This window comes from Chloroflexus sp. MS-G (assembly GCF_000735195.1).
Classification (GTDB): Bacteria; Chloroflexota; Chloroflexia; order Chloroflexales; family Chloroflexaceae; genus Chloroflexus.
In genome coordinates, this window is the sequence record NZ_JPIM01000027.1 from 1 (window position 1) to 24,545 (window position 24,545).

The following is a 24,545-nucleotide window of genomic DNA, read 5'->3' on the forward strand; positions in this document are numbered from 1 at the left end:
TTTTCCACTATCTTTGAAGCGAATACCAACGACAACCGGCATAGTGTATCTTTCCTTAAGGAATGTCTTTCATTCCTATAATCGTGGTAGTAGTGCACTTGCTGCACAATTATGGCCCGGTATAGGCAATCGTTGCCTGTCCACCTGGTTTAGATCGTCGTCCTAGCACTTTATAAGCACGAACCCGTTGCTGCTTCCCCTTCAATTGCAGCTCACCCATCTCTTGCAGTTCAAACTGGTCACTAACCAGACGTGCCGTATCTTCACCGATAAACACGGTTCCCGGTTCGGCGGCTGATTCCAGGCGCGATGCTGTGTTGACCGTATCGCCGATGGCCGTGTACTCTAGCCGATGACGGGTACCAAAAAAGCCGGTAAACGCCGGGCCGGTATTCACCCCAATCCGAATGGTAAAGGCTTTATCAGGATCAAGTTTGCGTACCAGTCGTTGTTGCGCCTGTTGCATTTCAACCGCCGCTGACACTGCACGGAACGCATGTTGTTCATCGAGCGGATCTTCCGGTAACCGTGGTGCACCGAAGATCGCCATAATGCCATCGCCGATATACTTATCAACCGTGCCATTGTAACGGAAAATGACATCGGTCATTTCATGTAAATACTCATTGAGCAAGTCTTGCACTTCACGCGGCGAGAGACGTTCAGAGAGGGCCGTAAAGCCCTTAACGTCGGCAAAGAGAACGGTGACGATCTGTTCTTGCGCTTCCCAGAGTTTCCCGTGTTGGGCGACGTAACGGGCCAGGGCCTGGGCAACATTTGGCGAGAGGAAACGCTCGAGATTCTGCCGCACCTGACCCTGTACTCGCAATTCTTCGGTCAGACGGGCGCGCTCGATGGCAACGGCAGCCAGATTCGCGATAGCTACAACCATATCACGGTCGCGTACGGAAAACTGTTCACGGCCAGGCGAATCGAGCAAGATCACCCCAATCGCTCCGCCCTGGGTCAGCAACGGCGCACAAATAGCTGAACGGATGTTAGCGGCAATAATGCTCTTTGAACCGGCAAACTCGATCCGGGCATCGTGGGTCAGAACAGCTTCACCGCGTTCTATCGCTTTGCGCACAATACTCCCGGCAATCGCCACGTCACCGAGGCCGGGTGGGAAGATGACACGGGGAACCAGTTCATCGCCCTTTCGCAAGAGTAAAAAGCCACGCTGCGCGGGAACTAAGCGGATGATCTCTTCCATCACCAGATCGAGGAGTTCGCGGTAGTCTAGTGCCTGATTGATCCGCATACTGATCTGGTAAAAGGCCTGAAGGTCAGATGGTTGCAACTGCAACTCATGAGCTGCTACCACTCGTGATTCCGACGTTACCGGAAAATAGCGGTTATCGTCAAGAACAACACTTTGCGCAGCGCGGTCTTCGTAAATCAGCTCGAATGGGCCGATGCCGATCACATCACCATCGTTCAGTTGCTCTTCTTTTACCCGCAGCCGGTTAACCGTTACGCCGTTACGGCTGTTGAGGTCGATCACCCAGGCGCGATGACCACGCAGTTCGATCCGGGCATGCTTGCGCGAGACAATCGCGTGGTTGAGCACTATCTCGTTATCGAGCTGCCGGCCAATAGTCAGGCCGCGCTCGGTGATCGGGAAGGTATGCTGTTCACCCTGAATGGTGACCGTAACCCGCGCCATTCGTTCTACTCCAGCCTCTCTCGTAATCTGGCGGACAATCTTGCCAGGTAGCGATTACTGCTCTTCTTCAACATCACCCCAAATGAATTCGGCGATATGGGCTGGAACGGTAATCGACAGACCTGGCCGCTGCAATGTGACACCGATGGGAGTAGCGTTGTCTGCTATGGTGAAGCGTGCGCCAGGTACCAAACCGTTGGCTTCGAGAAAGGCTACAATTGGTGTCTCTTCCTCGGCCTCTTCGGCGATCCGCCTGATCGTAAAGACCTGACCAGCCTTCGTTGTATCGAGACGGATTTGACCGGCATACCCTTCATTCTGACCAGGGATCGGATTACCGTGCGGACATGTTGTTGCCTGGCCGACCAGCGCCATGATCCGTTCTTCCATCACCGGTGAAAGGGCGTGTTCAAGGCGAACTGCCTCCTCGTGAATCAGGTGCCAGGGTAATCCCATGACATCAACGAGGAATCGCTCTAATATTCGATGGCGGCGAACCATCGCTTCGGCTAATTGCAGGCCGCTCGGTGTGAGCGTGATTTCACCGTGTGCGTTACGCTCGATAAAGCCCTTTTCAAGTAAGCGGGTAACGATATGAGTCACCGTTGGTGGTTGAACCTTCATCCAGCGTGCCAGGCGGGCCGCGATCACCGGCTCGTTGCGCGACGCAAGATAATAGATGACTTCAAGATATTCCCGCTCTTTTGCGGTCGGCTCGCCAGCAGTACTGATGTGGCGGCGACGCAAGGTGGTGGTCGATTGCGAAGTACTCACACCTGCCTCCTTTTCGTCAGCAGTGTCGTTCTGACGCCAGCTCAACAGCGGCACGATCCACAATGTTGGCCGGGATTGAACGGATAAATAATACGCTGTTTTCCATTATAGCAGACGCAAAAGGCTTGCGACAGAGTGGTATACTGAAGTTGTCCAGTTTTGGCGCACATAAAGAAAGGGGCCTGAGATGAGTTCAGCCAAGACACTTGTCGACTTGATCCGCGAGAAGACGGGCGTAAGCGCCGAGCAGGCGCAGCAGGCGATTGATGTGGTGGTTGGCTTTTTGAAGGAGAAGCTACCCGAACCAATTGCTGCTCAGGTCGATACGGTGCTCAAGAGTGATGTCAGTGCGATTGCCGATCAGATCGATGCCGCCAAAACGATGTTAGGTGGATTGTTTGGGGGTAAGAAGGATTAATCAGAGGAATGTCTGACTTCCTCTTCCTTTCCCCTTAAGTCGGAGAGGAAGAGGATGGAATGTTGAGTTTCTGTAAATTGCTTTATCTATTTTTACGTGATCAACAATCAGTTTTTGGTATTTATTCGGTAAATAGTAAGGCGGATGATTCTACTTATCATGTGTTACAGGTTTCTGAGGAATTCACATGAGTGTACTTGTTTTCATCGGAATAGTATTATTAATCTTGTCTGTTCCCTTCTTGTTTGTAGCTCGCGCAAATGCCAAGTTGCTACACAGGCTTAATACAGTAGAAACATACGATGCAGCTACGTTAGACGAAATCCATCGTCGCATTACCACATCGCTGGGAGCAAGTTACTTTATTCGACCTTGTGAAGTCACCGGTATTATTGAGTGCGACACTCCTTTGATTGGTCCTGTCTCCGGTAGAGCATTTGTTGCGTACAAGTACAATGTTTACGAAGAGGGAGGAAGTCACAACGAGAGATGACGAAGGTCGTGAATCTACTACCACCGAGCGGCGTAGTACGTCAATTGAATCGGAAGAACGGTGCATACCGTTTTTTGTCCGTGATGATACCGGTAGGGTACTAGTATTACCGGATGGTGCAACTATTGATCTCATTGAAACGGTGAACCGTTTTGTCACAACACCGCAGTCACCGTCGTGGACGAGTTCCATCAATACGCTTGGGTGGCGTCAGATAGAGCGAGGTCTTGACGTTGGGACGCACGTGTTCGTGTCTGGAGTCGCAATTGACCACGATGGAAAACCTGCTGTTGCCAGCTACACACCTTATGGAAAGCAACCGCTCTTGATTAGTCGCAAGAGCGAGCAAGAATTAGTTGCTTCAGCAGCATTTTGGGCACGTAGTATGAGTTTTGCTGCTGTTGCCAGTGCGGTAATTAGGATGGCGCTTATCGTCGGTAGCTTTCTGATGGGTTGGTAGTGGTCTGTTCTCGACCTATCAGTTTGAATAAACGTACTGGCATTCAGGCATCTGGCTTCACCAGCACATACTGGCTTTCAGATCGGATGAAATCTACGACCACATAGTTCGCTGCGAAAGCTGCTTCAGCACAGGCCCGCACGTGATAGCGCCACGCCTGCGCTGCTGATGGATCATGCTGTTGGAGCTTAGCAAAGTCAGAAGGAATACGCAATCGCAGTATCGGCGCACCGGTGATGTGCGGTGGCGCGTCGAGTGAAGGATTGATCAGCGGCGCTGTGGCAATCAGCTCGGCTGCGGGACGAGTTATTGGCGATTGTACCAGCCACCATTCAACTTGGAAACGATCACTCGGTAGGATACCATCGACCAACTCTGGCTCAGGGCCATAGACATTTCGCAAATAGGTGCGGCAGATCGCACCAAGCTTGTGAATATTAAAATGGGCGTTGCGCGCCAGCAATGGATCGAACGTCCACGTCATCAATTCAAGGTCTTGCGCTAAGGCAAACTCCCGTTGTGCCCGTTTGAGCCGTTCACCGATCCGAGAGTCGCGCAGATCAGGACGAACTGCGGCCATATGCGAGGCATGCTTGAGCCGACCATCAGCAGTACGGGCAAGAAAGCCAAAGACGAACCCGACCAGCTCTTGACCGATAAATGCTCCTAGCACCAGCCCGCCGTTGCGTTGCACGGTGGTCAATACGTTCAAAGGGACGACAAATTCATCTCCCCAAACCAGTTTCTGTAGTTGTTCACACGCTCGATATTCGGCATAGGTTTCGATTGGTCGGATATCAATGTGCATAGGTATCCTCGTGACGGCTATTCATGAATACAGTATCAGAGCAGCAACGGGCGCGACGACGAAACGTTCTGGGTCTATTATACGCGGCCACTTCAATTTGTTTGTCAGTGGACAGCTACGTTGTAGGACTTTCAACGTTCTTTTCCTACACAGATAGGATAGAGGGGTAGGGCGGGTTTGGAACTCGCCCCTACAGTGAGGGAAGCGCCGCATCGCCGCGTCCCTGGTGGTGGTATCTCGGTTATTGAACGTAGCCGATGTGTTATAATCCAACTCTCGGTAGCTGCATGTATGAGGCGGGCACGACTATCGTGTTCGTCAGGGAGTCTTTGGTGCCTGCACGTCCATTTCTCAAGTGGGCTGGTGGTAAAAGTCAGCTTCTACCAGAGCTTTCGCGGCGCATTCCAGCGCGCTTTGGCCGCTATTATGAGCCGTTTGTCGGTGGTGGCGCCTTGTTCTTTTATCTCTGGAATAATGGATTGTTACGGCAAGGGGCATCGCTGAGCGATCTCAACGCCGAACTGATCGACTGTTATATTGCCGTTCGCGATGAAGTTGACGAGTTGATCGAACTCCTCTATCGTCTGCGTCCTTACGCAACGGATCGCGATTTCTTTTACGAGATTCGCAGTTGGGATCGCCGACCGGATTTCGGTCATCGGCCACGGGTAGAACGTGCAGCGCGTACCATCTTTCTGAATCGCACGTGTTACAACGGCCTGTATCGGCTCAACAATAAAGGCCAATTCAATGCCCCCTTTGGTTACTACAAAAATCCACTGATCGTTGATAGCGAGAATCTTCGTGAAGTAAGCCGGGCCTTGCACAATGTTGAACTACGAGTTGCCGACTTCGCTACGGTGCTTGATACGGCACAACCGGGCGATTTCATCTACTTTGACCCACCGTATGTACCGGTTAGTTCAACAGCATCGTTTACCAGTTACACCAGGCGCGGCTTCGATGAAACCGAGCAGCGTCGATTAGCACAGGTTTTTCACCAACTGGCTGCCCGTAATTGTCTCGTCATGCTCTCCAACTCGTCAACCGCGCTGGCTCGTCAGTTGTACGCCAATGCCTGCCAGGTCGATGTTGTTTTAGCCAGTCGTAAAATCAATTGCAACGGTTCTCGTCGCGGTATGGTTGAGGAGTTGATTGCCTGTAGCTTCTCTACCGCATCTCAGAGCCAGTATGCGGACGACACCCGCGTGGCCCTTCTTGCCGGTGACTGAACCACGTTGATCGTTGACTAGACTACTTGTGACCGTATTTGTTCCAGATAATGACTGAGAGGTATCCGGCAACGCCAATTGCGACTCCAACTGGCCACGAGTTACTGACCTGCGAACCGACCAATCCGACCAGCAAAGGACCTACTGCCGCCAACAGTGGGCGTAGATCGTCATCTGGAGGCGGATGCAGCCGCGGGCGCCGTGGTGCTGGCGGCGCCTCTTCAGCCTGCCACTCCGGTGCTGATGAATCCTCCTCGTCTTCATCCTCGTCGGTCTCAAAAATTGCCGGCGGTAAGGGATTATCTACCGGCGGCTGTTCACGCAGCTCTGCCCGATATGCCTTGCGCCAACGGTAAGTTGGTCGACGACGGGTTTCGTACAGATGGTAGGCAGCACGCTGTAAGAAGGCCGGTTGACCGGCACTGAGCGCCATAAGTTCGCGCACCTCATCGGCGCTAAAGAGTGGTTCACCTTCGGCGAGGTAACTGTCGAGCAGCAAGCGAGCTTCGGCGAAACTGAGCGGACCGAGACGCACCGTGGCGAAGGGTTCACTCAGCAATGGTGGCGTGCCACGCACAGCACCTACGACCATCAGATCGTAGGCCAGGCTCTGACCGGTTGGCCCGGCTACACCGTGGTAGCCAGGAGCACTCCGTCGGGCCAGTCGGCCTAGCCGTTCGAGCAGTTCGGTTCCCCAACCGGCAGCAATCGCCGATTCTACACCGTCAAGACAAATCAACACCGGACGACCACTGGCTGCCAGCCGTTGTTCAAGGACGGTGATCGTCGGTTCGTTGCCACCGAGGGCACGCACAATCAGCCCATAGGTAGTAGTGGCATCGGGAAGCAGTGACAGATCGAGGTAAAACGCATTGAGGTTAGGAATTTCCAGCACAGCGCCTGCCGCCTGAGCCAGATGAGTCAATAACGATGAACGGCCACTTCCGCTCGGCCCGTACAGCAACAGTGGCCGTCGCCGTTCGAGCTGTTCACAGGCAGCACCTAACTCGCGCCATCGCCCAACAAATCTGGCAGGATCGGTAATCCGTCCACGTTCACTGAAGGGATTGGTCATTCCTGTCTGCCTCCACCGGTGTTACCGAATATACCAGCGCTCAATATTCCACAGATAACGCGGCGTGGTCAGATCGATTGGCCCGTCAAGCGTGTGCAAGCGGGTATCGACAATGACTGCCGTGCGGTCAACCCACAAATACAGATACGGCAACGTCTCGGCTAGTCGCGCCTGGATCTGAGCAATCGCGCTACGCCGTTCGTCGCGCGTGTAGAGCTGACGGGCAATCAGGGCCTGCTCATCGTAGATCGAGTCATTAAAACCAACGAAATTCCGTGTCGCACGGGTATCTCCCGGCCCTTGTTCGAGCTGACTGGAATGGAAGAGAGCAAAGTCATCGGGATCGTAGAACATAGTATCAGCAAACAAGGGATCACCGGCGCCATTAATCCAGCTTCCCAGCAAGAGATCAAAATCGTAAGGCGCAACGTAACGCGCTAAAATCACTGTTGCGAAATCAGCCGGTTCGACCACGATCTGAATGCCAATGCTGGCCGCAATTTCGGCAATTCGGCGTGCTGCTACCAGTCGCCGTTCATCATCGTTGCGGACATAGAGGCGGGCAATTAAGGGCACTCCTTCACGTTGTCGTATCGTGGCGCCAGAGGGGAGCGTCCATCCCGCCTCATCAAGCATAGCGCGTGCAGCAGGCAGATCGCCGCTGGGAGGCGGTGGAGTGACATCGGCCCAACTTCCAGGCAATGCGCCATTGCCAACCGGAATCCCAACCCCTTTCGTCGCAGTTTCGACCAGTCGAGGCAGATCAATGGCAGTTGCCAGTGCCTGGCGCAGACGTACATCGGCAAATGGTCGGCCCGGACGCAGATTGAAGGCCAAAAAATAGACACCATTTTCAGGAATGCTACCACTGCGCAGGGTGGTCACATCGCCGAGCGCGTCTTGGCTTCCCCAGGGTAGCTCAGCCACCTGCAATTGCCCATCACGGAGCGCACGTTGACTAAGGGCAACGTCAGAAACAACTTTTAAGATGACTCGATCCAGGAGTGGTGTGCCATGGTGATACAGATCGAATCGTTCGAGCGTGAGACTCACACCGTCCTGATGTGCAGTCAGACGAAACGGCCCACTCCCGATAGGTTGATCAAGAAAATTGATCTGACTCAGATCGCGTTCGGCGAACAGGTGACGTGGGAGCACCGGCACAGCCAGCAAGCTCAGGATAGGGGCATAGCGGCTGCGCAGCTCGATAATGACAGTGCGCTCATCAGGTGCGAACGCGGTGGCGATGTAGCGCAAATCGGCCAGCAGTGCTGTACTGGTTTCAGGGATGTTACGCAATGCTTCGAGCGTAAACAGCACATCGGCAGCGGTAAGCGGTTCGCCATCGTGCCAGCGCAGATTTGGGCGTAAGGTAAACGTCAATCTGCGTCCGTCGGCATCGATATCCAATCGCTCGGCCAGATCGGGCGTTGGCCACAGATCGGCATCGAGTCGCATCAGACCGTTGTACAGTAAGCTGATAAGATGCTCTTCATCACGTGAACGAGGTTGCCACGGACGCAGGCTGGTAATGTCGGCGGCGATGCGGATCGTTATTGTTCCACCACGGGGGAGCGGTGTTGCGGTTGGCGGCGGGGTTGCCGTTGGTAGAGGGGCAGTTGGTGTTGGCGGCAAAGGTGTCGTGCAGGCAGTCAGCCAGAGGCTCAACCCAATCAGCCAGATCAGCAGTAGTCGGTTGTGATTCGCAAACAAATGATGATCCATACGATTATTATACCAATGCTCATTTTATCAGGCTGCATGTACCGAAACCTTGTGGTACAATACAGTAGCAACACAGCAACAACAATCCGGCCAGATACCAGGGCACGGAAAGGGAACGTACTATGACGTCACGGTTGTCTGAGTCAGAAGCGATCGTCTGGGAACGTCTGCGACATCTCGGTCAGGCACAGTCATTTCGCAGACACAGTACAATCTACACGCCAGCCCAACCGGCCCAAACCCTTTACCTGCTGGTAAATGGGCAAGTCGGTTTACACCTCGCTTCACGTGAGGGGCGATTGCTCACCGTGCGCGTCGTTGAGAATGGGCAGCCTTTCGGTTTAAGCGTCGTAGAGCGTGATGTAGCCTACGATACCTTTGCCGAGGCCTTGACGCCAGTGCGGGCATTAGCCGTGCCACGGGCTGAACTACTGCGCGTTTTAGCCAGCGATGGCGTGCTGGCGACCGCAATGCTTGAACTGGTTGGTCAACAACGACTGGTCGTAAGTCGCCGGATCGAAGAGGTGGCCTTCAAGTCGGTTCCGGCTCGCCTGGCCTCAGTGTTGCTCGAGATGTCAGAGACTCAGCAGGTTGCCACCCCCCAACCTCCACGTTTACCGCGGCGTACCCATCAGCAGCTTGCCGACATGATCAACGCTTACCGCGAGACGGTTACTAAGGTTATCAATCAGTTCCGTGACGCACGGCTGCTCGATGTCGATAGTTCAGGAATTACATTACTTAATCCGTCGCGGTTGCGCGAACTGGCTCAAAGTTAGGAGCGCGCTTCCTCGACGGCGGCACGTTTCTTCCGCTTGCGCATGTGTTCGCGCCGAACGACTAGCTTCCACCACAGCCCAATAAGTTGGACAAAGGTGCGCCACAATCTTGGAAAGTTAAAGAACTGGCTCTTGCCATACGTGCGATGATAATGGTGCACCGGTACTTCGGCAAAGCGGTATCCGGCATCCTGTAATTTCTTGACCAGTTCAAGACAGATCGTTCCGCTATCCGACTCCAGTTCAATATCGTCGAAGACATGACGTCGAATCAGACGGAAATCACAATCAACATCCCGCAACTTAAAGCCGAAGAGCAATTTAACCGTGTGATGATAAATGCGCCCAATGATGATCCGATGGAGCGGATCACCTCGATCAATCTTCCAACCATTCACCACATCAACATCATCGCGTAACGCCGGTAGGAGCAGTTTCAGTTCACGCGGATCGTATTGTGCATCACCGTCGGTGTAGAAGATCAGGTCTTTCGTTGCTTTGGCGAAGCCCACTCGCAATGCACCACCGTAGCCTAGCGCTTGACGATAACTGTATACTTTCAATCGATCATAATGTTTCGCCAGCGACTCGAGAACGTCTAGGGTGTAATCGGTACTGCCATTCTCGACCACAATTACTTCGTAATCATCAGTGAGTTCTTCCAGCGTCTCGATAGCCGCTACAACCATACTGCCAATGGTACCGGCATCGTTACAAGCGGGAAAGAACACGCTAATACTTGGTCGGTTTTCCATGCCTGAATACTCCATATGTCTGATAATCGCTCGCTGATTATAACATAGACGATTTGCATTTCATCTCAGACTAGGTGGATTCAGGTATTTTCAACGTTTTTAGTGATCAAGGAAGCAGTGTGGTGGAAGTCAGCACAACCTACGCCCATTCTGGATTGCTGAAGCATAGGCTTCGCAGTTTGAGAATGATGTCTGGTATTAACCACTCCAGAGTCACCAGTGCACATTCTAGCGAGTGAATGAGGAACCTGTCCTTCCTGCTCACTCCTCTTTCCTACATCACCACTGACAAGGAGAGAAAGAACGTTGAAATGCGCTGGAGTGTGTTATCATGCCCTTAACAACTCGAGTACAAAGTCTAGGGGGCACGTATGGCTGATCTCCTTTCCTGGTTACTGATCTTGATGATCCTTGTATCGGTCTGGTATATGGTGGCCTATACGGTTGCCTTCTTCCATATACGCGAGCGGATGTTGCTCTTACCGGTTGGCCAATGGTTACTGGTGGGAATTGGCCTTGGCTCAATCGTGTTCAACGATGGTACGCCAGTACTGGTCTGGGTGATGACGCCGTTGCTCATCGGTCTGGCGCTGGCCGGTATCTGGCGGCGTCATCCGCGTGGGCTAGCGCTTGTGTTGCGCTCGTACCCACGAGGGACCTTTGATATTCTCAGCTTTCGTCGACCGGTTTTGGATTTGAAGCGTCGGGTGCGGACAAAATGACGATGCGTGATAATTTGATAGCTGCCCTACTCCAAGTTGTTGATCCATCGATCGTTTTGCGTCGTCCTGAAGAGCTGATGCTCTACGAATACGATGGATCGGCCCTTGATCAAGGAATGCCAGAAGTGGTTGTGGTGCCTCGTACAACGGCTGAAGTAGCTGCATGTGTGCGGGTTGCCGCGCAGGTAGGTGCGCCAATCGTTGCCCGCGGCGCCGGTACCGGTCTGGCGGGTGGCTCGGTTCCTGAACAGGGTGGTCTGGTCATTTCGCTGGCCCGTCTTAATCGTATTTTAGCCATTGATCCGGTGGCGCGCACTGCTCGCGTACAGCCTGGCGTGATCAACACCGATCTGAGTCTGGCCGCTGCGCCCTATGGTCTCCACTTCGCCCCTGATCCCAGTAGTCAGCGCGCCAGTACAATTGGTGGCAACATTGCGACCAACGCTGGCGGCCCCCACTGTCTCAAGTACGGCGTAACAACCAATCATGTTCTGGCGACGACTGTTGTTTTAGGTGATGGGCGGGTGATCGAGGTGGGCAGTGCAACACTCGATGCTCCCGGGTACGACTTGTTAGGGGTGGTTGTCGGGAGTGAAGGCACGCTGGGTATTATTACCGAGGCGTTGGTAAAGTTGACACCAAATCCTGAAGCGATCCAAACCTTTCTCGCTATATACGATGATCTCGACGCGGCCAGCGCCACAGTGTCGGCTATCATTGCCGCCGGGATTATTCCTGCGGCACTTGAAATGTTAGTCGGGCAAGGGATTGCTGCCGTCGAGGCCGCAGTACAGGCGGGCTATCCAGCCGACGCACGGGCAGTGCTATTGATCGAAATCGATGGCTTACGTGAAGAGGTGATCGTGCAGGCGCAGCAGATCGAGGCGATCTGTCGCACGTTTGGAGCGCGTGAGCTGCGTGCTGCTCAAGATGAAGCGCAGCGCGCCAGGTTGTGGGCAGGCCGTAAAGGAGCACTGGCCGCCTGTGCCCGTATTGCGCCCCACTACCACATCCAGGATGGTGTGGTTCCGCGGTCGCGTCTCCCTGAATTGCTCCGTCTGACTGAAGAAGTGGCGAAACGCCACCAAATCACTATTGTCAACATTTTTCACGCCGGTGATGGCAATTTGCATCCGCTCTTACTCTTCGATCTCCGTCACCCTGGTGCGCTAGATCGAGCAGTTGCGGCCAGTGAAGAGATTCTCCAGGCGTGTGTTGCGGCCGGCGGGACGATCAGCGGCGAGCACGGTATTGGTATTGAGAAGCGTGATTACCTGGGCTGGATTTTTGGCCCGGCTGATCTGGCGGCTTTTGCCGATATTCGGGCAGTGTTTGATGCAGGCAACGTGATGAACCCGTGTAAACTGTTGCCAAGTGGTAGCAGTTGTGCTGATATTCGCTATGCTCGTGGCGCGTTGCGGGCAATCGACCGTGGAGCGTGGATTTAACCCATGGTTCAGAGGGTGTCGTCCGCTACCTCTTCCACGAGTAGAGAGGCAGTGATGCAGCAGAAGGTGAAGGGAGCTGAATGAGCCGACCTGCACGAGCATACTTGGCTAAAACCGTTCACGTCAGGACGCTGGTCAGAGGATCATGCTCTCGAATTAGAGGCGTGTTGTTTTTCAGAAACTTGCTTAGAGGCAGTGATGAATGCATTATCTGACCGGACAATACCGTTGCCGGCAACGTATACCTTGGGGGATCGCCAGCCGCAACGAGTCGTGCAACCTGCAACCATCACTGAAGTTGGTGATCTGCTGGCGGAAGCAACGCACATGCATACTGCGGTCATACCATGGGGAGCCGGTACGCGCCAGTTTATTGTTGATCCGCCACGACGATACGATGTGGCTCTCGATTTACGGCAACTGCATCGCGTGATCGAGTATCACCCTACCGATCTGGTGGTAATGGTTGAAGCCGGTATGTCACTGACAGCCGTTCAAGCATTACTGGCTGAACGTGGTCAGTGGCTACCCTGGGATCCACCAGCACCCCCTACGGCTACGATCGGTGGTCTCCTGGCAACCGCCGCCTGGGGGTCGCTGCGGTTGGGGTATGGTGGCCCGCGGGAATGGATCCTCGGTATGCAGGTCGTGCTCGGTGACGGACGGATCGTGCGCAGTGGAGGACGGGTAGTCAAAAATGTTGCCGGTTATGATAGTCACAAATTGCATCTCGGTGCATGCGGTACGCTCGGTGTGATCGCGAGTGTAACTTTCAAGGTTGCACCGTTGCCAGCACAGATGGCCGTGCTGCACGCCACAGTACCCGACGTTCCCTCGGCATGGCGCCTTGCAATGGCTATGCGCCAACCTCCCTTGCAGCCGGTGGCTTTGGTTATCGAGGTTGCCGATACCGTCACACTGATGGCACGCTTCGCCGGTGTAGAAGCTGCTGTCGAGCGGCAATTGGCGCTGGCAACTGCCGCTTGTTCCGACGCTATTGCACTGATGACACGCTATGAAGATCGCACGCTGTGGAATAGTGGTTATCAAATGCCAACCACCGATCTGTTGTTACGGATCGGTGTACCTGATAGCATGCTACCCAGGGCCATTGATGCGCTGACACTGTTAGCCCCTGCTCGTACGCTGGTCTTTCCCGGTCTTGGTCTGATTGTCACCGGTTGCGCCGAGACAGCGGCTGCGCACCTGCCTGCTCTACGACAAACCCTCGGCGGGATAGGAGGGTATGCGGTTGTCGAACGTAGTTCAATAGGCGTTGATCGCTGGGGTATTGTGCCACCAACCATCGATCTTATGCGGGCTTTGCGTCAACGCTGGGATCCGGCTGGGATTCTCAATCCAGGCCGGTGGTTGATTGAATGAAGGGGAGCACGCTCCGTTTGTTGCTCGTGGAGGCAACTATGGCTTTACTCGGTTCTCTGATCGCATTGGGCGCAGCACTCGTGTTTGCTGTTCTGGCAATTACGACACTTTGGGGCGGTTGGCAGGCAATTCAGCGTGAATTACTGCGCGGCTTCATCAGTACAAACCCCTCATCTGGTGAGCGTGTCTGGAGTCTCTTACTGACCGTTGTTCCATTGTTGGGTGTCGCCCTGCTCGGATTGCTAGCAGCGTGGCGGATCGTACAAGTCGCGTTGGGTTTGGGATAAGGAGCACATACAATGACACGTCCACGTCCGGTGGTATTAATCATCATGGATGGCTGGGGGATTGCACCACCCGGCCCCGGCAATGCGGCCGATCTGGCCGATACGCCGCACGTTGATCAGTGGATGGCAACATGCCCCTTTACGACGTTAGGGGCTTCGGGTCTTGATGTCGGTTTACCAGCCGGGCAAATTGGTAACTCTGAAGTTGGTCATCTCAATATCGGCGCTGGCTTTGTGGTCTATCAAGAGCTGACCCGGATTAGTAAAGCGATCGCTGATGGTGATTTTTTCACGAATCCAGCTCTGCTTCAAGCTGTCGAACACGTGAAACGACACAATTCGGCACTGCATCTGATGGGATTGTTTGGCCCCGGCGGGGTACATGCTCACGAAGATCACCTGCATGCCCTGCTCGAACTGGCTCATCGCCATCACCTTCAGCGCGTCTACTTACACCTCTTCCTCGATGGGCGTGACGTTCTGCCACGGAGTGCATTGGGTTTCCTCGATACGTTGGAAGGTGTGATCGCCCGGCTGGGAGTTGGCACCATCGCTACCGTCGCAGGGCGCTACTATGCGATGGATCGCGATAAGCGGTGGGAACGTACCGGACGGGCATACGCTGCATTGGTTAACGGTGTGGGTGAGAAAGCGCTTTCGGCGCGGGCCGCTATTGAAGCCGCCTATGCCCAAGATATTAGCGATGAGTTTGTCTTACCTACCGTGATCGTCACTGCCAACGGTGAACCGACGGCAACGGTGCGCGATGGCGATGCAGTTATCTTCACCAACTTTCGCCCTGATCGCGGGCGGCAGTTGACCCGCGCCTTCGTTGATCCGGAGATCAACGAGCGTATCCGACAGCATTATGAACGGCAAAAGGCCGAAGGGCAGCCGCTACCGTCGCACATCTGGCAGCGTGAACGGCAATTACGCGATCTCTGCTTCGTCACAATGACCCAGTACGAAGAGGGATTACCGGTGCTGGTTGCCTTTCCCCCTCGCTATGTCACCAGCCCACTGGCCGCTGTCATCAGTCAGGCTGGCCTTCGCCAATTCCATATCGCCGAGACAGAGAAGTATCCGCACGTGACCTTCTTTCTCAACGGAGGGCGTGAAGAACCGTTTCCCGGCGAGGATCGCCAGCTTATTCCCTCACCGAAAGTCGCCACCTACGACTTGAAGCCAGAAATGAGTGCCCCTGAAGTAACCGAGGCGTTACTGGCAGCGATTCGTAGCAATCAGTATGATTTCATTGTCGTCAACTATGCGAACCCCGATATGGTTGGTCATACCGGTAGTATTCCAGCCGTCATCAAAGCCTGTGAAGCGGTTGACGCTGGTCTGGCACGTGTGGTTCCGGCCATCCTGGAACAGGGTGGCGTGGCGTTGGTGATTGCCGATCACGGCAACGCTGAACAAATGATCGATCCAGAGACTGGTGGGCCACACACGGCCCATACGACTAATCCGGCACCCTGTTTTCTGATCGGTGGCCCTGGTTACGGTAAAGAAGCGATCACCCTGCGCAGTGGTGGGCGCCTGGCCGATGTCGCACCAACGTTGCTTGAGTTACTGGAATTGCCGCCTGCTCCTGATATGACCGGTCAGAGTCTGATTGTACGTCACACGAGTTCGGTGTCGTGAGGGTATAGCGTTACAGACATCGTTCACCGCCAGATGATGAGGCCGCTGGTGTGCGTCGTGTGGTTATGCTGGGGCAGAACTCTTCAGGGGGCGAGTTCCCTCACCCCCTCGAAGCTCCTCTGGTGGGAGCGGAAAGGGGGTAGGAGAAGGTGTACCGTCGCTGCAAATCGCTGCTCCTCCCCACGTGGGAGAGACAAGTTTCCACACCCACTCCCTTCTTCTCGTTGAGGGGTCGCCGTAATCGCAGGCAACTGCGTCTGAAAATTGTTGCAAACCTCTACGAGCCTATCCGAATAATTGTCTCATAGTACAGCGGATGAAACCTGAGAGATGTACAGGCGCAGCGCCGCTGCGCCCCAACCGAATCTTCTTCTGCGACAGGGTATTCCGGGTAGGCTCTTAATTTCTCTGCATCAATTTACGCACTAGCTCACGTAAATCATCACGGCGATACCGTCCCTTTTGCAAAACGACCGCTCCTGCTGCGGCAAGCGCTTCCAGTTCTTCTTTCTGTAAAAGCCGTGCGGTGACGACCACAACTGGCGTGTTCAATTCGTTGCGTATTTCACGCAAGATTGCTATCCCGTCAGTATCAGGGAGTATCAGATCGAGAATAACCAATTGTGGTTGGGTTGTGCGCCACAGCATCGCACCGAGCTGACCGTTACCTGCTTCGATTACCTTCCAACCGTCAATCTCTAGGGCGCGTCGGATAATGAGGCGCGTCGATATTTCATCCTCAATGACGAGGATATGACGAGCGGATGGTAGTGTCGAGCGGCGGGATAACACTGTCTGGAGGGTCTGGATAACGTTATTTGGGTCTCCAGGCCACAATGCACAGGTGGTACTGCTATCGTCAATGTCGTTGGTTAACCAGATGACCGGCACCTGCTGCCAACCGGCCGTGGATAAGATACGTTCTGCCAGCTCCCGCTGCTCTACGTCAACAAGAAGTGCTGTTGGCGGTTCAGAAAGGTTCGTGATAGCGTCGGTAAGCGTTGTTTCACACTGTACTTGCCAGCCAAGTTGCTCTAGGGCAGCCTGCAACACATGAGCGTCCGTTTTAGTAATCACTAATACGTCGGCTTGGGACAGGAACGTTGGATACATCGGCTGAACCGTCTCGTCGGCACTGTTCACCGGGATACGGATATGAAAGGTAACACCGCGCGGTCCAGATGAGGTAAGCTGAAATGTTCCCCCCATTAAGGTACACAACTGATAGCATAGTGCCAGGTTATGACCGGTATCGATAGGACGAGGTGTTTCTGGTGGAGGAGCAAAAGGAGTGAGCAGCGCATTTATCTGCTCTTCACTTAGGGCAGCGCCGGTATCGCTTATTGTCACCTCTATGATCGCGCCGTGATCGTCGTCGGTAGAGCGTTGAACGCTTAGGGTAATGACCCCAAGCTGTGTTGTGGTGGCGACAAATTGTAAGGGATAGAGCAGTACCTGCCACAACCGGTTCAGATCGGCGACAATGGTTCCTACTTGTGGTGGACGTTCAATAGCGAGTCGGTTACGCTGTTGACGGATAAGCGGTGTCACCTCGGCCAACACCTTATCGAGCAGCGTATCGAAAATGAAAGGTTCTGGTCGTAACTCAAACGTGCCAGTTTCAATTTTGGCGCTATCGAGAAGTACGTTTAGACGTGCAAGCAAGCGCCGTCCGGCGTTGCCGATTTTCGCCAAGTCTTCGCTGAACACTGAATGTTCGGCGAAAGAATCACGCAGGGTTTCACTCAGGGCGATAATGGTATTCAGCGGGTTACGTATGTCGTGATCGAGACGCGCTAAAAGTTTACTACGTTCACGATTGGTTTCTTCAGCCCGTTCTTTGGCTTGCCGCAACGAGGCGATCAAGCGAATGCGAGTCAATGCTTGTTCGGCCAGTCGTGCGGTGATGCCCAGATGGTCAATTTCGTCATCGGCAAAGGCATGGGGCTGTGGACGATAGACGACGAGCAAGGCCTCTGGGTAGGGGTCGGTCGAGAAGACAATAAATATTGCCGATCCCGATACACCAGTCAAACTTTGCACCTCATGCTGTCGTAAGTCTGGGATATAGAATGGACGGTGTGCCGGTAGAGTGGACACCGGTAGGTGCAATACAGTTGATGCGTGTTGTTGATAGCCAACGACGGCGCGAGGTACCCATTCGACGCCATCTGGCTCACGGGTATATATCCCGATGCGGTCTTCGGTCTCTTTTGCAGTAGCCAGTGCTTCAACGACACGTCGGTATACTTCAGCAGCGTTAGGGGCTGTGCTCAACCGTGAACCGAGTTCAACCAGGGCCTGTGCTCGCCGCATCCGACGCTGTTCCTGTATCAAGAGTGCATCTTTTTCATTCAGGGCACGCCGTAGCTGAGCGGTTCGCTGTTCGATACGCTCTTCAAGGCTGGCAATCGTGTCATTTAGCGTAGCAGTCAGTCGGGTCAGTGCTCGTGCCAGATTGCCAATCTCATCGGTACCAATCAGGGGGATCGGTGTGTCACGCCAGCCGTCGGCTACCCGTTGGGCAGCGGTGGTTAATTCGATCAGGGGTTTGGTGAAATAGCGATTAATCAATCTACCAAGCACGATAAAGATCGTGGTACTACTGAAAACCATCCATAACACTAATCCTAAACCGATCCAGTTACTGGTTTCTGAGATATTCGTGATTTCACGTTGTTCATAACTAAGAATTTGATCAATGTTTTCTACAACTTTTATTAAATCTTCTGTTTGATACTCTAGTCGTGAAGTGTAATGAGATAGCTGTTGATCGAGTTTGGTCAACTGAGTAAACAATGATGTATAATCGGCAAGCTGCCGTTGCACAACCTGTTGCTCAGAATCGGGTAAGAGAGAAATGAATGCTTGTAAATTGTTGATCTGAATCCGAATATTATCAATGTATTCCTGGCGTCGTGTTGAGAGATAAGCTTGCTCTTCAAGTGCAAGTCTGATCAAAAATGTATTGCCCCCATTCCGTGCAAGGCTTTGCCAGAGTTCGCGACGCGCCTGGCGTAATGTTTGTTCAATGCCACCATTCCGCTGGCGCAGGTCGATCTGGTCAGTAATCTGCTTCACCGTCGTCTGATACTGATCAAGCAGATGGTTAAGCTGCTGCCGATACGATTCAAGTTCCGGCAAATCACTACTGACGGTGTTGAATCGCTCTACCGCGGCCCGTACCTCTGTCAGGGCTGCTGTGTGCTTCGCTATTACGGTTGGCTCCGACAGATTGTGGCTGACAATCTCGATAAGCTGATAATCATACTGATGAGCGATCAGAAAGACCGTTTTGAGGTTAAGCATCGCTTCACGTATCTGAGCGAGATGATGCTGGCGCTGCACCATCTGCTCGCGGAGTTTGAACTGCCAGCCTAGCCCGATCAGCGTGATCAGCAGCGAAATTGCAATCGCGCCAATGATGCTAATGCTAAGGCGACGACGAAGGGAAGGAGTTGGCGTTGTCACTGTCGCACCTCAGCCCAGGCAGCGCGGTAGAGTTCCTGTATCGCAGGTTCAACATCGGTCAGGTGAAATAGCAAACCAGCTTGCTCTTGAGCTATATACTGAGCGAGGGAGGCACGTAGTTCTGCATCGATAAGCGGTAATGCCGTTCGGTTCGGCGTACCGTAACGACTCATATTGACAAGCGCAGCGCTGTGTTCAGGTGTGAGAACGAAATTGATAAACTGTTCGGCAATAGATTGATGCACGGCATTGGCCGGTACACAGAGACTATCAGTGATAAGGATAGAACCCTCTTCCGGAATCGTAAATCGGATGTCAGCATCGTCACGGGCTATTTGCAATATATCACCACTTCGTGCCACGACAATATCAAGCTCATCACGTTGCAACAACTCCTGCTCATTACTGGCGGTAAAGCGATTGATCTGGTTGGCCACGCTCAACCACCAGTTGCGAGCAGTGGCAATTGCTGCCGGATCACTGGAGTTTGGGCTGAATCCTGATTTGATTAGGGCCATCCCTATGCTCAACCGTACCTCATCCGGTACTCCTATGCGATCAGTGTATGCGGGATCGAACACATCATCCCAATTGCTGATCGCACGACCGGTTGCTGATTGCCGGTGACCAAATCCCAATACGCTCCACCGGTGCGGAACACAGAAGCGATAATCTGGATCACCACTCGATCTGGCAAACATCGGATCAAGATGGACAAGATTCGGTAGTTGCGTATGGTTCAACACAGCCAACCGTTGTTCACGACGCAGCCGATGAACCAACGTATCGCTAACAATTATCACATCATACGCTTGATCCGCTGTGGTCAGAAAGCGGTACGCTTCTTCGCTCGTTCTATACAGATGAGACGTGATTGTGATCCCGGTTTTGGCACTGAATGTATTAAATACCGGCAGATCACTGGTCGAATAGCTGTCGAGCAAGTGTAGCTCAGACAGAATGGGAGTCGGTGAAGGTACTGGTGGTGTTGTTGTGCATCCCGTCAAGATGTAGCACAAAAGGATAGATGTCAAGATACGTGGCAGCATAGGCAAAAATAGGTGTAATTTTTTGTTGTAATGTACGATTCATATCATAGTACATCAATATTACCAGTACCGACAATCATGCGTGCAAAGGTCAGCAAATGACCGATCTCTGTTTGGGCAAACTGTATAGTATGCTCCTCACGGCAGTCCTTCGACGAGTAGCAGGTGGCGACCGGCCATGGAGGGCGCTTCAGTACTCCTCGGTAACCTCGTGGATTAGGGTGAACGATGTTTACCGCAAACCCACCAAAACCTGAAAACGCTGAACAGACTAACAAGAAGAGAGAAAGGGGGAGAATGACCAGGGAAAGAACGTCAAGTACCGCTCACTACCAGCAAAGAGAATGCTCTGCCACACGCTTAGCCTCTTCGGCTATACGAAAACGACGTATAATAATCACCGCTTGCTAGCGGGCACCTTGCTTCAGGAGAAGAGATATGTCAGCGCGCCGTCAGCGTTGGGAAATCCGTCCGGCAGCACCTGCTGCGTTTGTTGAACAACTCGGCCTTCATCCGTTACTCGCCACGCTCCTCTACCAACGGGGTTTGCACGAGCCTGCCACTGCCAGGGCTTTTCTAACCGCCGATTACAACACTGGTTTACACAATCCTTTCACAATGCGTGGCATGGCTGATGCTGCCGGCCGCATTGCAGAGGCTATCGAGCGCGATGAACTGATGGCCGTTTACGGCGATTTTGATGTCGATGGAATTACCGCTGTGGCATTACTAACCCAGGCGATCAGTGCCATGGGTGGACGGATCCGCCCCTATATTCCTCATCGTGCCCGTGAAGGCTACGGACTCAACAATCTGGCAATCGGTCAGTTAGCTGCCGACGGTGTCAGGCTGTTGATCACGGTTGATTGTGGTATCTCGAACTACGCAGAAGTCGCCGAGGCCAATCGCCTTGGCCTTGATGTAATCGTGACTGACCATCATCACCCGCCGGCCACGTTGCCACCAGCATTGACCGTTGTGAATCCGCGACAACCCGACTGTGCGTATCCCTTCAAGGGATTGGTTGGAGTAGGGATTGCGTTCAAGCTGGTGCAGGCCCTGGCTCGTTACGGAAAACGACCGGCCAACCTGCGCGGACGTGATCTCCTCGATCTGGTCGCCCTGGGTACAGTTGCCGATATGGGGCCGCTGTACGATGAGAATCGAGTATTGGTTCGTGCTGGTCTGATTGCGCTCAACGAAAGTAGTCGTCCGGGTATTCAGGCACTGGTGGCGGCTGCCGGACTAACACCGGGGATGATCGACAGTGGCGCGATTGCTTTTGCGCTGGCGCCGCGCCTCAACGCTGCCGGGCGGTTGGCCGATGCCCGACGTGCTTATGAATTGTTACTGACGACCGATCGTACCAAAGCAGACGTGCTGGCTGCCGAGTTAAATGCCACGAATCGTGAGCGTCAATCGCTTACGCGCCAGTTACAAACGACGGCTGAAGCATTGGTGTCTCAGCACGGTCGGGCAGATCATCCCTTGATCGTGATTGCCCATCCGAGTTTCAATGCTGGCGTGATCGGTTTAGTCGCTGCGCGCCTGGTCGAGACCTACCATCGACCGGTGGTCGTGATCGAGCAAGGAGAGGAAACTTCCCGCGGATCGGCGCGTTCAATTCCCGGTTTTAGCATTATCGATTTGTTTGATGAGTGTGCTGAACTGTTCGTGCGTTACGGTGGGCATGCGGCGGCGGCAGGTTTCACGATTGCCACTCCTCAGATTGCGATACTTGAGCAACGGTTACTGGCACTGGGCCGACAACGTTTGTCGGATGAGCAACTTGTTCCACGCCTGCTGATTGATGCCGCTGTGCCCCTGAGTGACATCTCATGGGAGCTGTACGCTGCCTTACGTCAGCTCGAGCCATTTGGTCAGGGGAATCCGCAGCCTGTACTGATGACTCCGAATGTGACTGTTATTGATCCGCAGCCGACCAGCGACGGTTCGCACTTACGGATGCGAGTACGGGTTGGTGATACGGTACTCGATGCTATCGGCTTTCACTTCGGACGTTTTGCCGAACCTTTACGGCGCCATTCCCAGATCGATCTGGCTTATCAGTTAGAAGCTGATGAATGGAACGGCCAGCGCCGGTTGCGCTTACTGATACGTGATTTTCGGCGAGCTGGACAAGCGGAGATGTCATAGGGGCGGCAGTGATGGGATGTTGCCGGAGAGGAAAAATGAGAAGTGCCAGTTGTGCCCCGATACGCCCGACGGGGCACGACATCGCTTGTGGTTTGTAAATGCCTCCGGAATACTCTGTCGCAGAAGAAGATCGGTTGGGGTACAGCGCCGCTGTGCCCGTACATCTATCAGGTGTCATCCGCCGTACCGTGGGACGATGATTCGGATAGGCTCTATGGTGCTGTCTCACTAGAATAAATCGCTCGCTGATCACGTCAGGGCGCCTGCGAGCAATGTAGGCGAGTCATGTCGAACTGACGATGGGTGCCCGATTACACTCTATGTGATCTCGTTCGTTACACTCATCACAGTCAATGATCGCTGACGCATACTTACCACTATGATTATTGCGGTCATGAAGAGGTAGACCAAAATACTTACCGCATTAAGCATGCCTCCCCAGCGTCGCCATTCGATTACCGGCAGCAAATCACCGGCAACACGCAAGAGCAGCGATAGGTGCAATAACCCTAATGGGACGTATGTCCAACCGCTAAAGCGGACGGGTAGGTTAAGTAGCGCCGGAATAATGATCGGTGCATGACCAAAAATCATGGCGAACACAAAACCAACAAAGATGCTATGCAGCACTGCATCGTAAAGGAGGCCACCGTAGGTTCCACCGACAATCGTCATGAGTAGACCGCCAAATGCGAGCCAGGCGCTGCCCGAAAGCATGCATGCCGCGCTGAAACGGGGTAAACCGGGACGATGAATAGTGCGTCGGCCAATGTCGTATGTTAACAGCCACAAACCACTACCGAGTAAGCCTGTTCCTGTTATACGTGATCCGTTAATGTAGTCAAACAACCCCCAGATCAGGCCCAGACCGAGCAGGCATACGCTCAGGCTAAAACTCCAGAAGGCACGGGTTGGTAATTGGCGTAATCGTCCCAGCTCGAGCCGCTCTCCGAAGATGGTTAGGGTAAGGAAGCCAACCCACCAGAGTGAGGCAACTGCTAATGGTTGACCACTGAGCCAGAGCAGGTTCCCACCAAACCATGCTAGTGCGCCAAGAGCCATCGTGATCAGAAACCGGGCTGGCTGGCGCTTGAGCAACAGTGCGAAGATGACCAACAAGCCGAGGCTTCCACCACTGATAAGCAGTGCACTAAAGGTCATCGGCAGGCCAGCCAGCAATCCTAATCCACCGAGAAGGGTCAAGATTGGTCCAGCAAACGCCCAGGATCGACCAATGGCAATGGCCCGCTCCAGCCCTATCACAGTTCCCAGCATCCCACCGATAAAGAGCTGTCCGTGCATTCCGGCCACTGACGATAGTGGGAGCGCCCATCCGATGCGCAGTAGTCCGGCCCAAAGCGCACTAACCATCATGACCATTACGCTGGCCGCAAATACGATTCGCCATACGATAACGTATATCGAACGGTTCATCATCAGCACCTTTCCCTCGAACTTGGAACCGTTTTGGGTTCGGCTAACCAATTCTGCTAGACCGATCTTGCGCCAAGGTCATCCACAAGTATAAGTCAACATAGCACTTCTTTCTGTGAAAAATGTCACATGGATCATTGGTCGGCCATTAACGTTACGTGGTCATCCAGGGTTGGTACGACCATAGCCGTTACTGCACCAAGCGTAACGATTCAGAGCTTGAATGTTCCGTATACAGGGACGAGACCAGTTGATCGACGATCCTGGTACGTGCGGTTATCATTGAGAAAGATCGATCTGAGCAATTTTTGTTGGTGATAGGGTAGAAGGAAGGTATGATTCTTAAGTTAGTTCAGCGACAGGAGTTCACTGCAACAACTTACCCCAGAGCGATAAGGATTCTCAAAGTTCTGTCTCGATACCGCAGTAGTGAAAGAGGAGAGATGAGAGTTCTGAGAAGAGCAGGAGATGCAGGTTCCCAATCCGTCTAGCAGCACGTTTCCGCACGCGCTGCTCCTAGGCGCGACGGCAATCTGCGACCAAACTCCATTATTCTCGTCGATTATACCTGTCAATACAGCGGTGGGGGCGGGTTTCCAGCCCGTCCGCGGCAATGCGGTTTTCTAGAACATCAGCCCATCAGCGCCTCAGAGAGACAGGTTTCCAATCCGCCCGATAGCGCGCTGATGAGCCAAACAATGATTTCCGGCCATGGACTGCACAGCGTGGGCTAGAAGACCGCACTTCCGGAGAAGCCTGTGG

At 53.6% G+C, this 24,545-nt stretch carries 19 protein-coding genes; 10 read left to right on the plus strand and 9 right to left on the minus strand.

Features of this window, described 5'->3' with window-relative positions; all coding sequences use genetic code 11:
- Positions 1 to 109: 109 nt before the first annotated feature.
- Positions 110 to 1,666: an adenylate/guanylate cyclase domain-containing protein gene (locus tag JE47_RS0106885; protein ID WP_031459050.1), complete on the minus strand. Its 1,557-nt coding sequence runs from the start codon at positions 1,664 to 1,666 to the stop codon at positions 110 to 112.
- Positions 1,667 to 1,720: 54 nt separating this feature from the next.
- Positions 1,721 to 2,440: a metal-dependent transcriptional regulator gene (locus JE47_RS0106890; protein WP_031459051.1), complete on the minus strand. Its 720-nt coding sequence runs from the start codon at positions 2,438 to 2,440 to the stop codon at positions 1,721 to 1,723.
- Positions 2,441 to 2,627: 187 nt separating this feature from the next.
- On the opposite strand from JE47_RS0106890, the gene JE47_RS0106895 reads away from it, so the two are divergent.
- Entirely contained in the window at positions 2,628 to 2,858 is a 231-nt protein-coding gene (locus JE47_RS0106895; protein ID WP_031459052.1) for a hypothetical protein, read from the plus strand.
- Between the two features lie 440 nt (positions 2,859 to 3,298).
- Positions 3,299 to 3,811, plus strand: coding sequence for an E3 ubiquitin ligase family protein (locus tag JE47_RS20405; RefSeq protein WP_236631155.1), 513 nt, complete (start codon positions 3,299 to 3,301; stop codon positions 3,809 to 3,811).
- A gap of 43 nt (positions 3,812 to 3,854) precedes the next feature.
- Here JE47_RS20405 and JE47_RS0106910 read toward each other — a convergent pair whose 3' ends face one another.
- Positions 3,855 to 4,619 (minus strand): hypothetical protein, encoded by a 765-nt coding sequence (locus tag JE47_RS0106910; RefSeq protein WP_031459053.1) that lies wholly within the window; start codon positions 4,617 to 4,619, stop codon positions 3,855 to 3,857.
- Between the two features lie 332 nt (positions 4,620 to 4,951).
- Between JE47_RS0106910 and JE47_RS0106915 the strand changes: the two genes are divergently transcribed.
- Positions 4,952 to 5,851: a DNA adenine methylase gene (locus JE47_RS0106915; RefSeq protein WP_051871087.1), complete on the plus strand. Its 900-nt coding sequence runs from the start codon at positions 4,952 to 4,954 to the stop codon at positions 5,849 to 5,851.
- A gap of 22 nt (positions 5,852 to 5,873) precedes the next feature.
- Here the strand turns inward: JE47_RS0106915 and JE47_RS0106920 are convergent, their stop codons facing one another.
- Entirely contained in the window at positions 5,874 to 6,926 is a 1,053-nt protein-coding gene (locus tag JE47_RS0106920; RefSeq protein ID WP_031459055.1) for an ATP-binding protein, read from the minus strand.
- Positions 6,927 to 6,947: 21 nt separating this feature from the next.
- Complete coding sequence (locus tag JE47_RS0106925) at positions 6,948 to 8,651, minus strand: peptide ABC transporter substrate-binding protein (RefSeq protein ID WP_031459056.1); 1,704 nt, start codon at positions 8,649 to 8,651, stop codon at positions 6,948 to 6,950.
- Positions 8,652 to 8,773: 122 nt separating this feature from the next.
- Here JE47_RS0106925 and JE47_RS0106930 point away from each other — a divergent pair, with 122 nt between their 5' ends.
- The gene (locus tag JE47_RS0106930; protein WP_031459057.1) at positions 8,774 to 9,430 is read left to right on the plus strand and encodes a Crp/Fnr family transcriptional regulator; all 657 of its coding nucleotides are present in this window, start codon (positions 8,774 to 8,776) and stop codon (positions 9,428 to 9,430) included.
- Here the strand turns inward: JE47_RS0106930 and JE47_RS0106935 are convergent.
- Positions 9,427 to 10,185 (minus strand): glycosyltransferase family 2 protein, encoded by a 759-nt coding sequence (locus JE47_RS0106935; protein WP_031459058.1) that lies wholly within the window; start codon positions 10,183 to 10,185, stop codon positions 9,427 to 9,429. The genes JE47_RS0106930 and JE47_RS0106935 overlap by 4 nt on opposite strands.
- 371 nt (positions 10,186 to 10,556) lie before the next feature.
- Between JE47_RS0106935 and JE47_RS0106940 the strand changes: the two genes are divergently transcribed.
- The 5 genes from JE47_RS0106940 to gpmI all read left to right on the plus strand — a co-directional run bounded on the left by JE47_RS0106940 (position 10,557) and on the right by gpmI (position 15,672).
- The gene (locus JE47_RS0106940; protein WP_031459059.1) at positions 10,557 to 10,907 is read left to right on the plus strand and encodes a hypothetical protein; all 351 of its coding nucleotides are present in this window, start codon (positions 10,557 to 10,559) and stop codon (positions 10,905 to 10,907) included.
- 2 nt (positions 10,908 to 10,909) lie between these two features.
- Complete coding sequence (locus JE47_RS0106945; RefSeq protein WP_031459060.1) at positions 10,910 to 12,355, plus strand: FAD-linked oxidase C-terminal domain-containing protein; 1,446 nt, start codon at positions 10,910 to 10,912, stop codon at positions 12,353 to 12,355.
- A gap of 198 nt (positions 12,356 to 12,553) precedes the next feature.
- Positions 12,554 to 13,738 (plus strand): FAD-binding oxidoreductase, encoded by a 1,185-nt coding sequence (locus JE47_RS0106950; RefSeq protein WP_031459061.1) that lies wholly within the window; start codon positions 12,554 to 12,556, stop codon positions 13,736 to 13,738.
- 38 nt (positions 13,739 to 13,776) lie between these two features.
- Positions 13,777 to 14,025, plus strand: a complete 249-nt coding sequence (locus JE47_RS0106955) for a hypothetical protein (protein ID WP_031459062.1) — start codon at positions 13,777 to 13,779, stop codon at positions 14,023 to 14,025.
- Between the two features lie 12 nt (positions 14,026 to 14,037).
- Positions 14,038 to 15,672, plus strand: a complete 1,635-nt coding sequence (gpmI, locus tag JE47_RS0106960; protein ID WP_031459063.1) for a 2,3-bisphosphoglycerate-independent phosphoglycerate mutase — start codon at positions 14,038 to 14,040, stop codon at positions 15,670 to 15,672.
- 399 nt (positions 15,673 to 16,071) lie between these two features.
- On the opposite strand, the gene JE47_RS0106965 is transcribed toward gpmI, so the two are convergent.
- Both JE47_RS0106965 and JE47_RS0106975 read right to left on the minus strand, forming a co-directional pair.
- Positions 16,072 to 19,143: a response regulator gene (locus tag JE47_RS0106965; protein WP_236631156.1), complete on the minus strand. Its 3,072-nt coding sequence runs from the start codon at positions 19,141 to 19,143 to the stop codon at positions 16,072 to 16,074.
- Positions 19,140 to 20,177, minus strand: coding sequence for a polyamine ABC transporter substrate-binding protein (locus JE47_RS0106975; RefSeq protein ID WP_236631157.1), 1,038 nt, complete (start codon positions 20,175 to 20,177; stop codon positions 19,140 to 19,142). Before JE47_RS0106975 ends, JE47_RS0106965 begins: the two co-directional genes overlap by 4 nt.
- Before the next feature lie 453 nt (positions 20,178 to 20,630).
- On the opposite strand from JE47_RS0106975, the gene recJ reads away from it, so the two are divergent.
- The gene (gene recJ / locus JE47_RS0106980; protein ID WP_031459065.1) at positions 20,631 to 22,349 is read left to right on the plus strand and encodes a single-stranded-DNA-specific exonuclease RecJ; all 1,719 of its coding nucleotides are present in this window, start codon (positions 20,631 to 20,633) and stop codon (positions 22,347 to 22,349) included.
- 318 nt (positions 22,350 to 22,667) lie between these two features.
- Here the strand turns inward: recJ and JE47_RS0106985 are convergent, their stop codons facing one another.
- Positions 22,668 to 23,783 (minus strand): hypothetical protein, encoded by a 1,116-nt coding sequence (locus JE47_RS0106985; protein WP_051871088.1) that lies wholly within the window; start codon positions 23,781 to 23,783, stop codon positions 22,668 to 22,670.
- Positions 23,784 to 24,545 lie beyond the last annotated feature (762 nt).

Coding starts and splice junctions, on each gene's coding strand:
- JE47_RS0106885 (WP_031459050.1), bottom strand. CDS start 1,666: ATGGCGCGGGTTACGGTCACCATTCAGGGTGAACAGCATACCTTCCCG.
- JE47_RS0106895 (WP_031459052.1), top strand. CDS start 2,628: ATGAGTTCAGCCAAGACACTTGTCGACTTGATCCGCGAGAAGACGGGC.
- JE47_RS0106910 (WP_031459053.1), bottom strand. CDS start 4,619: ATGCACATTGATATCCGACCAATCGAAACCTATGCCGAATATCGAGCG.
- JE47_RS0106920 (WP_031459055.1), bottom strand. CDS start 6,926: ATGACCAATCCCTTCAGTGAACGTGGACGGATTACCGATCCTGCCAGA.
- JE47_RS0106925 (WP_031459056.1), bottom strand. CDS start 8,651: ATGGATCATCATTTGTTTGCGAATCACAACCGACTACTGCTGATCTGG.
- JE47_RS0106930 (WP_031459057.1), top strand. CDS start 8,774: ATGACGTCACGGTTGTCTGAGTCAGAAGCGATCGTCTGGGAACGTCTG.
- JE47_RS0106935 (WP_031459058.1), bottom strand. CDS start 10,185: ATGGAAAACCGACCAAGTATTAGCGTGTTCTTTCCCGCTTGTAACGAT.
- JE47_RS0106940 (WP_031459059.1), top strand. CDS start 10,557: ATGGCTGATCTCCTTTCCTGGTTACTGATCTTGATGATCCTTGTATCG.
- JE47_RS0106945 (WP_031459060.1), top strand. CDS start 10,910: ATGCGTGATAATTTGATAGCTGCCCTACTCCAAGTTGTTGATCCATCG.
- JE47_RS0106950 (WP_031459061.1), top strand. CDS start 12,554: ATGAATGCATTATCTGACCGGACAATACCGTTGCCGGCAACGTATACC.
- JE47_RS0106955 (WP_031459062.1), top strand. CDS start 13,777: ATGGCTTTACTCGGTTCTCTGATCGCATTGGGCGCAGCACTCGTGTTT.
- gpmI (WP_031459063.1), top strand. CDS start 14,038: ATGACACGTCCACGTCCGGTGGTATTAATCATCATGGATGGCTGGGGG.
- recJ (WP_031459065.1), top strand. CDS start 20,631: ATGTCAGCGCGCCGTCAGCGTTGGGAAATCCGTCCGGCAGCACCTGCT.
- JE47_RS0106985 (WP_051871088.1), bottom strand. CDS start 23,783: ATGAACCGTTCGATATACGTTATCGTATGGCGAATCGTATTTGCGGCC.